Origin of the sequence: Luteimonas terrae (assembly GCF_004358165.1) — a bacterium.
Classification (GTDB): Bacteria; Pseudomonadota; Gammaproteobacteria; order Xanthomonadales; family Xanthomonadaceae; genus Luteimonas; species Luteimonas terrae.
In genome coordinates, this window is sequence record NZ_SMTG01000004.1 from 418,731 (window position 1) to 433,226 (window position 14,496).

Consider the following 14,496-nt stretch of genomic DNA (forward strand, 5'->3'; position numbering starts at 1 on the left):
CCGGGGGGAGAGGGGCTTGAATCTGCGAGCTTCAGCTTTCAGACCGCTCGCCCGGAGCGAGAGAGGCCTGAATCTGCGAGCTTCTGCTTTCGAGCCCCTCTCCCTCCGGGAGAGGCGTTGGGGTGAGGGCGCTTTACCCGTGGGAGGCCTTAGGCCTTCGCGTCCGCCTTGTACTCGTAATAGCCGTAGCTGTAATAACCCGTGGCGCGCTTCTCGACCGCGTTGAAGATCGCGCCCTTGATCGTCACGCCGTTCTGCTCGAAGCGCTTCTTGGTGAGCAGGATTTCCTTCGGCTGGTTCACGCCGAACCGGGTGACCAGCAGGCTCGAACCTGCGTGGTGCGCGACGATCGCCGCGTCGGTCACGGCGAGGATCGGCGGGGTGTCGATGATGATCAGGTCATAACGCGGCGAGAGGCTCGCGAGCAGTTCGCCGAAGCGCGGATGCATCAGCAGTTCGGACGGATTCGGCGGCACGTCGCCACGCACGAGGTAATCCATGCCCTCGACGCCGGGCGCCGGCTTGATGGCATCTTCGACCTTCACCTTGCCGGCCAGCACGTCCGACAGGCCATCGGTCTGCGTGGTGCCCAGCACCTTGTGCAGCGTGCCCTTGCGCATGTCGGCGTCGATCACCAGCACCTTCTGGCCGGCCTGCGCGATCACCGCCGCAAGATTCGCCGACACGAAGGTCTTGCCGACCGCCGGACACGGGCCGGAGATGGTCAGGATGTTGTTCTTCGCTTCGAGCATCGCGAAATGCAGGCTGGTGCGCAGGCTGCGGATCGCCTCGACCGCGAGATCGGCCGGCGCGTTGATCGCGAGCAGATGCTGGCGCTTGTCGAAGTTCGCATCGCGTCGCACGCGCCCACCGCGATTGCGGCGTTTGTCGGTGATCAGCAGATCCTTGGCGGTGCTCAGCGGAATGGCCGCATACACCGGCAGGCCGAGTTCCTCGATCTGCGCGGGATCCTCGATACCGGGGTTCATGATCCGCTGCAGGAACACCAGACCGACGGCGAGGAAACCGCCGAGCAGCGTACCCACCAGCACGATCAGCGGCTTGCGCGGCTTGACCGGCTTGGAGGTGTCGACGACGGCCGGATCGACGATGCGCACGTTGCCCACCGTGCCCGCGCGCGCGACATCGAGCTGCTGAGCCTGGTTGAGCAGGCCGGTGTAGAGCTCGTTGCTCACCTGCAGGTCGCGGGTCAGGCGCAGCAGTTCCTGCTGGGTGTCGGGCAGGTCACCGACCTGGCGCCGGAAGCCGGCCTTGCGCGCCTCGAGTTCGCCGATCTGGCTCATCAGCGCGCGGTAGGCCGGATGCTCGCGGGTAAAGCTGCGATCCATCTCGGCCTGCTTGAGGCGCAACTGCTGGATGCTCGTTTCGACCGCGACTTCCTGCTGCAGCAGACCTTGGGTCTGCATGGTGATGTCGACCGAGTTCGCACGCGTCTGATAGCTGCGCATCGCTTCCTGCGCCGCCTCCACCTGCTGGCGGATCGTCGGCAGCTGTTCGCGCACGAAGGCGAGCTGCGAGGACGCCTCGGCGGAGTTGCGCTCGACGTTCTGGCGCACGTAGGCGCCGGCGACCTGCTGCAGGAACGCTTCGGCGAAGACCGGGTCGGTGTTCTCGAACGACAGACGCAAGATGCCGGACTCCTTGCCCTGCTCGGAGGCCTTGACGTCTTCCTGATAGCCGGCCACGACGTCGAGACGGCGCAGGCGCGTCACTTCGAAGCGCGTGCCCGGGTTGGCGCGCAATTCGGCGACCTGGATCTTCACCCCACCGCCTGCGGCGTCACTACCGACCATGCCCTGCAGCAGCGTGTCGCCGTCAGGACCTTCGAGGGTGAAGCCGTCCGCATCACCGGCCACCAGCACCAGCGGCTCGCCGACCAGATGCGACGGCACTTCGAGGCCCTGCACCTGAAGCGCTTCGCCACCCCAGCCATAACTCGACGCGCCGAACTTCGGCGGTGCAACGGCATCGGGCGCATCACCGACGAACCGTCGGGCGAAGAAGTCACCGATCAGCGGAAAACGCTTCGGCTCGACCACGATGTCCGCTTTGAGCGCATCGACCGCATCGCCGATGACCGCACGCGAGGTGATCAGCGCGACCTCGGTCGTTGCCGCGGAACTCGAGCCCCCGAGCCCCAGCGACGACAGATCGGACAGACCGGGAATCGACGGCATCTTCGATTCCACCTGCACCATCGACTGCGCCTGGTAGATCGGCGTGGCCAGCAGCGCATAGGCCACGCTGACGACGAAGAACAGACCGGTGACGCCGACGATCCACCACTTGCGATCGATCAGCATGCCGGCCAACTCACGCAGGTCGATCTCGTCCTCGTCCCTGGACGTGCTCTGGGTTTCCTTGGTCATCTCGATTCCGGTCGTAGCAGATGGCGCGAAGACGCCGTTCAAAAAATCAGCGCAGGTAGGGCTTCCAGCCCGCCACGCTGTCGTCGATCAGGCGCAGCACGTGCTCGAAGGCCGGTCGCTGCTGGCGGTAGGGATCGGGAATCTCCAGATCACCGCGCCACTTGCCCAGCAGCAAGGTCTTGCCACTGGCTTGAGGCGCATCGCGGACGATGCGCGCCTGATGCGCGCGCTCCATCACCAGCACGAGGTCCGCCGCGCCGAGCAGGTCCGGCGTGAGCTGGCGCGCCCGGTGCAGATCGCTGTCGAGTCCCCGCTCGCGCAGCAGTTCTGCCGCCGTCGGATCGACCGGACGGTCGACCAGCGCCTGCAGACCCGCAGAGGACACGTCGAAGGACGGTCCGAGCGTGTCTTTCAGAACGATTTCGGCCGTGGGACTGCGGCAGATGTTGCCGATGCAGACCAGCAGAATCTTGCGGAACACCCCGACCTCACCCCTATCCCGAACAGCGCGCGTCCGTGGCGCGGCGCACAGGATACCCGCCCGGCGGCCTCAAAAACGGACCTGCGCCGTGGTTTTTTTCGCACCGCAGCATTTTTTCTTGACACCGGGTGCCTACGACACCTAGCGTGCGCGGTCGAGTACACCCGCGCGCCACGGCGCAATCCAGGAACGGAGACTTCACATGCGCCAGACCGCCCGCCTCATCGGCACCCTCGCCCTCGCCGGCATGACCAGCGTCGCGTTTGCGCAGGCGCAGAACACCACTGCGGTCGGCGCGCAGTCCGCCGAGACCGCTTCGCAGGCCGCCGTCGACGCGACCGAGGTGACCACGGTCGAAGTGGGCACGACCGCAGAAGCCGCAACCGCCGCTGAGGCTGCCGCAGCCGCCGAGGCCAGCGCCGCTGCAGGGACGGGCGCCGCCGCCGGCACCGCTGCCGCGACGGGCGCGGGCATCAGCGCCGCCGCGACGGTGGGCATCGTGGCCGCAGGCGCCGCACTGGCCGCGACGGCACTCGGCTCGGGCAGCGACAGCGCCGGCAACGATGCCGGTGGTGGTGGCGATGGCGGCGGTGGTACGGGCGGCACGGGTGGTACCGGCGGTACCGGTGGCACCGGCGGTACCGGCAACTAAGCCGCTCGATCAAGCACAACTCTCCCGCCGGGCCTGCCCGGCGGGTTTTTCATGGGCGACAGGAAAGTTGCCCTGTTCAGACTGGGGAAGTGAGGCATGAAGTCGTTGCGTCCGTTCGCTGCCGCCGTGGTGGCAGCCGGCCTGTTGTGTGCCTGCGTGCTGTCGCCGGGCCAGCATATGGGGACCAGTTCCAAGGGGCCTGACGGCATTCGCACCCTGGGCAACGACCAGCTGGACCTGGTGCCGATCACGCCGAAACTGATCGCGATGGATCGCGCCGCGCGTGCCGAGTCCGGCGCCATTCCTGCCGCGCTCGCCGACTATCGGCCACCCGCGTACACCATCGGCCCCGGCGACGTTCTGTACATCACGGTATGGGACCACCCCGAGCTGACCGTGCCCGCCGGCCCACAGCAACAGCTCAATGCGGCCGGTCGCCTGGTCCAGTCGGACGGCACGCTGTTCTACCCCTACATCGGCACGCTGGAAGCGGCAGGCCTGACGCCCGGCGAACTGCGCACGCTGATCAGCTCGAAGCTGGCGCGCTACATCGAATCGCCCCAGGTGGACGTGTCGATCCTGACCTACGCCAGCCAGCGCGTCTGGGTGACGGGCGCGGCGGCCAATTCCACGGCCGTGCCGCTGACGGTGGTGCCCGTCACGCTCAACGACGCGATCAGCCAGGCGGGCCTCAACCCGACCGTCGCTGATCTCTCGGGCATCCGCCTCACCCGCGATGGTGTGACATGGACGCTCGACCTGGACCAGCAGGCGCGCGGCACCGTCTATCTCAAGCCCGACGACCATCTTTACATCCCGTACCTGGATTCGAAGGAAGTCTTCGTCGTCGGCGAGGTCATGCAACCCGGCGCGCTCGATTTCCGCACCGGCAGCATCAGCCTGAGCCAGGCGCTCGGACGTGCGCGCGGCCTCGCGCAGACCACGTCGAACGGCAATGCCGTGTACGTGATCCGCGGCAACAAGGGTCTCGACGCGGCGCCGTCGGTCGTCTACCAGCTCGAGGCGCGTTCGCCTGCGGCGTTCGCCGTCGCCAGCCAGTTCGAACTGCTGCCGGGCGACGTGGTGTTCGTCGGCGCGGCCGGCATCACGCGCTGGAGCCGCTTCGTCGGACAGCTGCTGCCGTTCTCGGGAATCATCAGCAACGCCGCCAGCGCCGGCAACGATCTGCGCTGAGCGGGTCGTGTCGGCGTTTCCGTCCATCGCCGTGCGACGCGCGGGCGCGTGTCTGTTGCTCGCCATAGCCGTCGCACTTACTGGCTGCACCGGCCTTCCGCGCGGGAGCTATGACGCGTTGCGACTGGCAGTGAGCGGACGTGGTCTCGACATCACACCCGAGCAGGTGGCGGCCAATCCGTACGCGCAGATCCTCGTCGAAGGGCCGCAGGGCGAGTCGCTGATGGTGCTCGGCAACGACGATGCGGGGCTTACCTCGTGGTTCACGCCCGATCGGCGCATCGTGTTCCTGCGCGACGGCATTCTCGCCGGCACGTCGGGACAGTCGACCGACGCGATCGAGATCCGCATGCTCGGTGACAACCCTTTCAAGCGTCTGGCCAGCGTCGAATCCGCACAGACGCATCGTCGCTACGACTGGATGCCGGGCTACCGTTACGGCGTGGAACTGCGTGGCCAGCTGCAGCGTGGTGCGCTTGAAAGCATCGACGTGCTGGGATCGCGCCGCGAACTCCAGCGCTTCGACGAGCACCTCGAAGGCCACGGCCTGACGGCACACAACCGTTATTGGGCCGATCCGCATACCGGCGCGATCGTCCGCAGTCGCGAGCTCGTCGGGCCGGGCGTCGAATTGCAGATCACCGTGCTCAAGCCTTACACGCCGGGTGCGCCGCGATGACGCGTGCCTTGCTGTTGTTTTGCCTGCTGGCAACTGCGACGTGCGCGCATGCCCAGGCCTTGCGCGTGCAGATCGAGGGCGCCGTCCGCACGCCCGGCATCCAGACACATGCCGTGGGCGCCCGCTTGGCCGATGCGGTGATTGCGGCCATGCCGACCGACGACGCGTATGCGTCAGGTGCCGTGCTGACCCGACGGTCCGCACAGCAGGCGCAGATCCGGCTCAAGGCCGGCCTGCTGCACGATCTCGGTGTACTCGCAGCATCGGCGGACCCTGCGTTGTCCGCGCAAGCCGACGCACTCGCCAGTCAGGTGTACGCACTTCCCGTGACAGGTCGCGTCGTCACCGAACTGTCGCCGCGTCGGCTTGAGATGTCGCCTGCTGCGAACCTGCCGCTGGTCGATGGCGATCACGTGTACTTCCCGCGGCGTCCGACACAGGTCCGCATCGTCGGCGCGGTAGTCGCGCCTTGCGTGGTGCCGCACGCGCCACTCGACGATGCACTCGCCTATCTGTCGCACTGCCCTGTGCAGGGCGCCGACCGGGACTGGCTGTTCGTCGTGCAGCCTGACGGCGCCGTGCAGAAGATCGGCATCGCCCTGTGGAACCGCAGCGAGCCACAGGCACTGGCACCAGGCGCTACGCTCTACGTGCCGCTGCCTGCGCGGCAGTTGCGTGGACTGAGCGGCCAATTCAACGCCGAGTTCGCGGCATTTCTCGCGACGCAGCGCCCGCACGCTTTCGGAGATTCGCCGTGACGCGGACGCGCCTGTTCGCTGCTGGTGCGCTCGCTTGGGCGGTGTCCGGCGCGCTGCATGCGCAGGATCGCGTCACCCAGAGCGATTGGGGCGGCGCGGGGCTGATGCAGACGCCGATCGCGCGCATGGAGGACGAGGGACAGATCAGCCTCACGGCGAGCTACACCTCGCCCTATGCGCGCTACAACCTGTCGATGCAGCCGTTTCCGTGGCTGGAAGGTACGTTTCGGTACATGTCGATCAACAACCGGGCCTATGGTCCGGCCGACGTCGACGGTGACCAGCATTACAAAGACAAGTCGATCGATATCAAGGCGCGACTCTGGCGGGAGAGCCGGTGGCTTCCCGAGGTGGCCGTGGGATTCCGGGATATCGGCGGTACCGGGCTTTTCTCGAGCGAGTACCTGGTCGCCAACAAGCGGTTCGGCAGTTTCGACGCGAGCCTTGGACTCGCCACGGGATACATCGGGAACCGTGGAGACTTCGAAAATCCGCTGCGTCTGATCGATGAGCGATTCGCGACACGGCCGATCATCAGTGGTGCAGGCCAGCTCAACGCGACGAGCACGTTCCGCGGCCCCATCGGAATCTTCGGCGGTGTCTCATGGCAATCCCCGCTTGAGCAACTCCTCGTCAAGATCGAACTGGACGGCAACGACTACAAGAACGAGCCCCAACGTAACAACCAGTTACAGCGCACTCCGATCAATCTCGGCGTGGTGTACACGCCGCGGCCGGGCATCCAGATCACGGCGGGATTCGAGCGCGGCGCCGAAGCCATGGTAGGTGTCGCTTTTACCGGGAATCTGAGGAACGCGCGAAGTGTCGCGCCTCTCCTGGATCGACCGGTCGTTCCACTGGCTGACCATGCGTCGCGCGGAGTCTCCAACCCGGGATCCTGGCCGGCACTCGCGACCGCGTTGCAGCGTGAGGCAGGCCTCAAGGTCTCCGAGATCAGTCGACGAGGGCGCGAGCTGATCGTCACAGGTGAACAGCAGCGATACTTCTACGGCGCACAGGGCGTCGGAAGAAGCATCCGGGTGCTCGACACCGGGACCAACGCCGATTTCGACTGGTTCACGATTGCGCATCAGCGCGTCGACATGCCGATTGCCGAAACGAGCGTTTCGCGCGAAGCGTTTGCCGACTACGTCGATCGGCGCATTGATCTGGACACATTCGCGCGCAGCGTCGAGATCGCGCCCCCTGCATCCCAGCGGCGCGAGGTGCTCTACCAGGCCCCGTTCGACCGCTTCCAGGCAGGCATCGGCCCCGGCTACAAGCACGTGATGGGCGGTCCGGACGGCTTCATCCTGTATCAGGTGTCCGCCGATGCCAGTGCGACGTACTGGTTCGGGCGCCATACGTGGGTCAGCGGCATCGTCAGTGCGGACGTCCTCAACAACTTCGACAAGTTCCGCTACAACCCACCCAGTCGCATGCCGCGGGTGCGAACCTACCAGCGCGAGTTTCTGACGACGTCGTCGGTGACGGTGCCCAACCTGCAGCTGACGACCGCCCACTACCTGGGCGGCGACCTGTACGGCATGGGCTATGCCGGTTATCTCGAATCCATGTACGGCGGCGTTGGTGGAGAAGTGCTCTATCGCCCGTTCGGCGAGCGGTGGGCGCTCGGCGTCGATGTGAACCACGTGCGGCAGCGCAACTTCGACCAGCGCGCCGGTTTCCGCGACTACGACCAGACCACGGGCCACGCCACCGCATACGTGACGCTGGGCGATGCCCAGCGCGTGCAGGCCAATGTCAGTGTGGGTCGCTACCTGGCCGGCGACATTGGCGCCACTGTCAATGTCGCGCGTCGCTTCGACAATGGCGTAACTATGGGCGCTTGGGCCACCAAGACGAACGTCTCCTCTGCGACGTTCGGCGAAGGCAGCTTCGACAAGGGCATCTATTTCTCGGTACCCATGGACTTCCTGCTGCCGCGACCGACGCGCGCGCGCGCCAGCATCATCTGGCAGCCCTTGGTGCGCGACGGCGGGGCCCGCCTCGCCCGTCGCTATGCGCTCTACAGCCTGACGGCGGAACGAGACCGCAATTTCCTGCTCGAAAACCTCGACTGGATCGACCGTTGATCGACGTGCGAGTGGCCGTCCCAGCCGTTTGCAAAGCAGACGGTCTTAACTGGAAGTGGCTGTAGCCGGCCTCCGAAGGAATGATTTATCGAACCTCCGCGCGCGGCAAAGGTCTTCAGCTGGACTCGTCTGTTTACGCGTGACGGGCCGCTAAGAACGCGCAACTCACGTTGCGCTGCAACAGTGCATCTGTCACAGTTCCACTCGGCGTCAGGGGACCGGCAGCAGCGTATGGCACCGGGGGACAGCCGAATGGAATCAATTACTTAGAACGTGCCGATCGCAACTGCGCCTGCTTGGCCGCATTGCGAGGAGGGGCGTGAGGATCGGGACATGCTGTTCTCACCGATTCGGCCGCATGCCGAATCCGACTGGCGTCTGGCCAGCAAATTCACCGCGCTATTCGCGTGGAGCCTTCGCGTATCCGATCTGGGCGTACTGGTAGGAGCGGGTCTTCTCGCTCACTACCTCCGTTTCGACACGTTCACCATGCCGATCGAGTATGTGCGCGGGCTTGCCCGCGGAGTTCTGTTCGCGCTGATCGTGCTGAATGGCTCGTCGCTCTATCGCAGCTGGCGAGGCGGCAGCCTGACCAGAGAAGGCTTCAAGCTGGTCACGCTCTGGTCGCTGGTGTTCGCCGCCGGCGTTGTCTACATGGTCGGCCTGCAACTGGCAGAGGAGTTCTCCCGCCTCTGGTGGCTGACCTGGTTCGGCTTGACCCTGGCCGGCACGCTGATGACCCGGGTATTCATCCGTACGCTCGCGGACCAGTTGCGCGCGCGCGGCATGGACCACCGGAAGGCGGTCATCGTCGGCGGTGGCCATGACGCGCGCCGCATCGCGCAGGGCTTTGCCGCACAGCCTTGGACCGGGATCGAGATCCTCGGCTGGTTCAGCACGCCGTCGTCCCACAAGTATCTGGACGAGGTGCCGCTGCTCGGCGAGATTGGCGACCTCGCGGCCTACATCGAGACGCACGGCATCGACCAGGTCTGGATCTCGCTGCCCATGAGCGCCGAGGCGGATATCCAGGCGGTGCTCGGGCGTCTCGCTCATTCCGCCGTGGACATCAAGCTCGTGCCGGATCTCTTTGGCCTGCACCTGCTCAACCACGGCATCGATCAGATCGCCGATCTTCCGGTCGTGACACTCCAGCAGTCGCCGCTCCAAGGCAGTGCGCGACTGCTCAAGGGCATCGAGGACCGGGTGCTGTCGGCCTTGATCCTGCTGATGATCGCCCCGCTGATGGCGTGCATCGCCATCGCGGTGAAGCTGTCGTCGCCCGGCCCGGTGTTCTATCGGCAGGAACGCGTCAGCTGGAACAACCGCCGTTTCGAAATGCTCAAGTTCCGCTCCATGCCCGTCGACGCGGAGAGCGGCTCGGGGGCGGTCTGGGCGAAGTCGGGCGAGTCGCGCGCGACGCGGGTCGGCGCTTTCCTACGCAGGACCAGCCTGGATGAGCTGCCGCAGTTCCTGAACGTGCTCAAGGGCGACATGTCCATCGTTGGACCGAGGCCCGAGCGACCGGTCTTCGTGGACAAGTTCAAGGAAGAGATTCCCGCCTACATGAAGAAGCACCTGGTCAAGGCCGGCATCACAGGCTGGGCGCAGGTGAACGGCTGGCGCGGATCGACAGACCTCCAGCGCCGGATCGAGTGCGACATCTACTACATCGAGAACTGGTCGCTTCTTTTCGACCTCAGGATCATCTTGCTGACGCTCTTCAAGGGTTTCATTCACAAGAACGCCTACTGAGGAGCTCCAACATGATGAATATTTCCAAGCGCAACGAAGGTCGGCGCCGGATCGCCATTGCCGGCACCGGCTACGTCGGTCTGTCGAACGCCCTTCTGCTGGCCCAGAACCACAGCGTCGTCGCACTCGATATCGATGCCGCGAAGGTCGAGATGCTGAACCGCCGCGAGTCGCCGCTCGACGATCTCGAGATCCGCGAATACCTCGCCCGGCCGGAGCTCGACTTCACCGCTACCCTCGTGCCCTCGGAAGCGTTCACAGATGCCGACTACATCGTCATCGCGACACCGACCAACTACGACAGCACCACCAATACCTTCAACACGCGCTCCGTCGAAGCCGTGATCGCCAACGTACTGGCGATCAATCCGGACGCCGTCATGGTTATCAAGTCGACAGTACCGGTGGGATACACGGCATCGGTGCGCGAGAAATTCGCGACCGACAACATCCTGTTCTCGCCCGAGTTCCTGCGCGAAGGCAAGGCGCTGCACGACAACCTCTATCCCAGCCGCATCGTGGTGGGAGAGCGCTCCGCGCGCGCGGAAATCTTCGCCGATCTGCTCCGCGAGGGCGCGCTGAAGACTGACATCCCGGTCCTGTTCACAGACTCCACGGAAGCCGAAGCGATCAAGCTGTTCGCCAACACCTACCTGGCGATGCGGGTTGCCTACTTCAACGAGCTGGACACATACGCCGCGACACACGGTCTGGATACACGTCAGATCATCGAAGGCGTCAGTCTCGATCCTCGCATCGGGGGGCACTACAACAATCCGTCTTTCGGGTATGGCGGTTACTGCCTGCCGAAGGACACCAAACAGCTGCTGGCGAACTACGACGCGGTACCGCAGAACCTGATCCAGGCGATTGTCTCAGCCAACACCACGCGAAAGGATTTCATTGCGGAAGACGTTCTCCGCAAGCAACCCAAGGTCGTGGGTATCTATCGCCTTGTCATGAAGGCGGGAAGCGACAACTTCCGTGCGTCTGCGATCCAAGGTGTGATGAAGCGCATCAAGGCAAAGGGCATTGAAGTCATCGTTTACGAACCTGTCCTTGATGAGCCCGAGTTCTTCAGGTCACGCGTGATCACCGACCTGGCCGAGTTCAAAGCAGAGGCAGACCTGATTCTCACCAATCGACTCACCAGCGACCTGCACGATGTGGTCGAAAAGGTCTACAGCCGCGATCTGTTCGGCAAAGACTGAAATCCTTCCCTCGAGAGCGAAATGCTGATCCTTTTATCTGCCCTTACCGCACTCTGCATTCTCGCGGTGATCTATCCGTACGCTCTGTACCCGGCAGTCCTTGCCCTGATTCCGAAACGCCCAATTGCTCGGGGCATAGTAGATGCGGGCGACGGAAGTCGCTTCAGTCTGCTCTTCTGCGCGTACAACGAAGCGGCATCTCTGCCGGACAAGATCGCCAATTTGAGGGAGCTGAAGCTGCGGTACCCGGAGCTCGAGATCCTGTCGTTCGACGATGGCTCAAGTGATGGCAGCGCAGACATGATCGAGCGCGACGCTCCGTTCGTGCGCCTGATCCGGGGCGGCGGGCGAAATGGCAAAGCGCATGGCATGAAACTGCTCGCAGCCGAGGCACGAGGCGATCTTCTCGTTTTCACCGATGCCAATGTCCTACTGCACATCGAGTCGCTCGACAAACTGGCCGCGTGTTACGCGGATACCGAAGTTGGCGGCGTTTGTGGGGCTCTGCACTATATGGGTGCCGACGGATCTTCGACCGCTGCGGTCGGTGGCCTGTACTGGCGCTTAGAAGAGCTGATCAAGGACTTGGAATCGGGGACCGGCAGCGTGATGGGGGCGGATGGCTCCATCTTTTCTGTCCGGCGCGCCCTGTATCCCCAATTCCCCGACACCGTCCTGGACGACTTCACCGTTTCCATGCAAGTCGTATTCAGCGGGCAGCGGCTGATCAAGTCGAATGACGTGATCGCCTATGAACGACTCGTAGCGGCAAGATCAGACGAGTTTTCCCGAAAGATTCGTATCGCTGCGAGAGCCTTTCATACCCATACAAGCTTCTCGGAAAAGCGCGCACGGATGTCTTCGTTCAACCAGTTCAAGTACTTCTCACACAAGACGCTTCGCTGGTTCGGCGGTTGCTTTCTGATCTTCGGCGTAATCTTCTCGCTAACAGCTACCGCGCTGCTCTATCCCATGCTCAGCGTTCTTCTTGCATTGGCGGTAGTGATCTGCGTGCTGATTGGTCTACGCTCGTCTTCCGGTGCCATTTCATCACTGACCGAAATCATGTTGGCAATGATAGCCACCTTGATTGGTGTTCTTCGATCTGTCCGTGGACATACATTTGTTACTTGGAGTCCGGCTAAGTCCAGGGATTGAGGTATATGTCAATTGAAGAAAAAGATAATCTAAGAACCGACGATTCTGTACTTTTGCTTTGCATAGTCTATAAGAACCATCAAGATGTGTCTTGCTTCCTACAGAATGTTCTGGAGCAAGACACAGACCGAAGACTACGTATCGTAGTAACTGACAATACTCCGGGCCACAGCGACCTCGACTGTTCTTGGTTGCAAGACAGCGGAAAGACAGCCCTAGAAGATGGGCGATTGAAGGTCATAGGTGATGGCAGTAATCAGGGCTACTTTGGTGGATTTCGAAAGGGCCTTGAACTCGCCAGAACGGAGTGGGACGCACCTGCACGGTGGACAATCCTTAGCAATACAGATCTTAGAATAAAGTCACGTCAATGGATAAGCACGCTTATAGATGATAGTGACAGCACCGCAATACTGGCGCCTAAGATCATCTCTGGCCTTTCGGGAAAGAATCAGAATCCAATCTATCGATCAAGACCTCCTGCGCTCAAGTTCATTTTATTGAGGCATGTATTCGCCTACGGATGGAGCACCGCGCTGTATCGATACGGAGCGCTCATTAAGGCCAAGCTGACCTCTCAGAACCGTACCCAGCAAAGCCTTCCCGATGGGCAGGAAATATACGGCGCACATGGTAGTTTCATTTGCATTCCTGCCGCTTACTTTCAATGTGGCGGTCAGCTGGCCTGCGAAAGTTTCTTATACCTAGAGGAAATTTTTCTCGCCGAAGAAGCGGCTAGCCTTGGAATCAAGATTCGTTATACCGATCGCATCGTGGTATATCACGACGAACACGCTTCAACCTCACTCATCCCCCCACCTCAAATTCGAAAACATTTAGCAAAAGCACACGAATTAGCTTACGAGATTCTATCAAGATGACATGGCTATGCCTGCTACTGCAGGTCTTAACTCTACTAATATGCAAAAGAGTGCTTCGTTATTGGATGCACCCGGTAACAGTTTTAGCCATATTCTGGTCGGCCCTATCTGTCGCAACCGTTGTACTCGCGCCTGAGTATCATTTCTCTGCAGCGTCATACTTAGCTATCGTTTTACTTCAGATTTCCGCGCTCATTGGCGGAGTTTTGGGATTAAGTATTCTTGCGCCACGAGCGAAGACGCAGAAGGAAGTAGTCCTGTGGCACCCTAGGGCTATCTCTTGGGTGTCAATTGCTTTTGGCTTCTCGGCAGCCGCTCTCATTCTATGGTCGAAAGGAAACTCTATATCCTCGCTGATCAGCTTTTCCCAGCTGGCCGATGTAAGCCGGGACCTCTCAGTAGCCAGATACGAAGATGACTACCGTATGCCGCTCCTCGCAAGGATACTCCAGATGTTCGTATTCTTCTCTGCGATGGTATGCGGCTCCCAGTTCGCACTTAACCCATCTTCAATGCGAAAGTATGAATTCTTCCTACCGATTGCCGCGCTGGCATTTATATCCGTCTTACTAACCACTCGAGCCACCATCATATTCGGGCTCCTATTCTGGATAGGCGCATGGCTTGCATCCGCGTTCTTCAAGGCCAGTTCGGCAGACTGGCACCCGCTCTCGACAAGAGTAGTCATTAATTCGCTATTAGCCGCTTGCGTCGCCGCGATCAGCTTTATCTGGCTGCAATTTCTTCGCGGCGGAATTACCGATGACTTTAGCCGACTGCCCGAAGTAATGGCGCATCTCAAGAAATGGCCGCTTGGCAGTCTTGCTGGTTTCAGTGCTTGGTTTGACTCAGGTGAAACACCAAGTCCAGCCTTAGGCTATTATTCTTTCACTGGAATATTCGACACACTGGGAATTCGAGAGCGCGAAACGGGGCTATATACTAATTTTGTGGACCTAGGCGACGGCAGCCAAGGAAATATATTCACAGTATTCAGAGCGCTTATCGATGACTTCTCTCTTGGCGGCGCATTCTTAGCTATTTTCCTGTTCGGGATCGCTTCCTCGTTAGCAATATCTCTTTGCAGACGGAAATCTTTAGGCGGCCTTGCGATGCTCGCCATAATCTATCCATATGTCATGTTTAGCTCTTTTACCTCATTTTATTCATTCCTCGGGCACATAGTAGCGGCTGCCGCCTTTACTTTCTACCTTTCTGTCTTCTGCAAAAAGAAAGGCTAG

Annotated in this window: 12 protein-coding genes; 10 read left to right on the forward strand and 2 right to left on the reverse strand. The window is 61.8% G+C overall.

The window, feature by feature from the left end:
- Positions 1-149: 149 nt before the first annotated feature.
- Positions 150-2,390: a polysaccharide biosynthesis tyrosine autokinase gene (locus E2F49_RS11110; protein WP_133393937.1), complete on the reverse strand. Its 2,241-nt coding sequence runs from the start codon at positions 2,388-2,390 to the stop codon at positions 150-152.
- A gap of 46 nt (positions 2,391-2,436) precedes the next feature.
- On the reverse strand, positions 2,437-2,871 hold the full coding sequence (locus tag E2F49_RS11115) for a low molecular weight protein-tyrosine-phosphatase (protein ID WP_133393938.1): 435 nt from the start codon (positions 2,869-2,871) through the stop codon (positions 2,437-2,439).
- Positions 2,872-3,073: 202 nt separating this feature from the next.
- Here E2F49_RS11115 and E2F49_RS16570 point away from each other — a divergent pair, with 202 nt between their 5' ends.
- The 10 genes from E2F49_RS16570 to E2F49_RS11165 all read left to right on the forward strand — a co-directional run bounded on the left by E2F49_RS16570 (position 3,074) and on the right by E2F49_RS11165 (position 14,496).
- Positions 3,074-3,523, forward strand: a complete 450-nt coding sequence (locus tag E2F49_RS16570; protein ID WP_133393939.1) for a hypothetical protein — start codon at positions 3,074-3,076, stop codon at positions 3,521-3,523.
- A gap of 96 nt (positions 3,524-3,619) precedes the next feature.
- A complete protein-coding gene (locus tag E2F49_RS11125) occupies positions 3,620-4,717 on the forward strand; it encodes a polysaccharide biosynthesis/export family protein (RefSeq protein ID WP_133393940.1) in 1,098 nt (365 codons plus the stop codon).
- 130 nt (positions 4,718-4,847) lie between these two features.
- The gene (locus E2F49_RS11130) at positions 4,848-5,396 is read left to right on the forward strand and encodes a YjbF family lipoprotein (RefSeq protein ID WP_165971204.1); all 549 of its coding nucleotides are present in this window, start codon (positions 4,848-4,850) and stop codon (positions 5,394-5,396) included.
- The gene (locus E2F49_RS11135) at positions 5,393-6,154 is read left to right on the forward strand and encodes a capsule biosynthesis GfcC family protein (protein WP_133393942.1); all 762 of its coding nucleotides are present in this window, start codon (positions 5,393-5,395) and stop codon (positions 6,152-6,154) included. Before E2F49_RS11130 ends, E2F49_RS11135 begins: the two co-directional genes overlap by 4 nt.
- Complete coding sequence (locus tag E2F49_RS11140; protein WP_133393943.1) at positions 6,151-8,250, forward strand: YjbH domain-containing protein; 2,100 nt, start codon at positions 6,151-6,153, stop codon at positions 8,248-8,250. Before E2F49_RS11135 ends, E2F49_RS11140 begins: the two co-directional genes overlap by 4 nt.
- A 333-nt stretch (positions 8,251-8,583) precedes the next feature.
- Entirely contained in the window at positions 8,584-10,005 is a 1,422-nt protein-coding gene (locus E2F49_RS11145; RefSeq protein ID WP_133393944.1) for an undecaprenyl-phosphate glucose phosphotransferase, read from the forward strand.
- A 14-nt stretch (positions 10,006-10,019) separates the two neighbouring features.
- Positions 10,020-11,216 carry a nucleotide sugar dehydrogenase gene (locus E2F49_RS11150; RefSeq protein WP_133394122.1) on the forward strand — a complete coding sequence of 399 codons (1,197 nt, stop codon included), beginning with the start codon at positions 10,020-10,022 and terminating at the stop codon, positions 11,214-11,216.
- 21 nt (positions 11,217-11,237) lie between these two features.
- Positions 11,238-12,374 (forward strand): glycosyltransferase, encoded by a 1,137-nt coding sequence (locus E2F49_RS11155; protein WP_133393945.1) that lies wholly within the window; start codon positions 11,238-11,240, stop codon positions 12,372-12,374.
- A 5-nt stretch (positions 12,375-12,379) separates the two neighbouring features.
- Complete coding sequence (locus E2F49_RS11160) at positions 12,380-13,255, forward strand: glycosyltransferase family 2 protein (RefSeq protein WP_133393946.1); 876 nt, start codon at positions 12,380-12,382, stop codon at positions 13,253-13,255.
- Positions 13,256-13,320: 65 nt separating this feature from the next.
- Positions 13,321-14,496 (forward strand): O-antigen polymerase, encoded by a 1,176-nt coding sequence (locus tag E2F49_RS11165; protein ID WP_165971206.1) that lies wholly within the window; start codon positions 13,321-13,323, stop codon positions 14,494-14,496.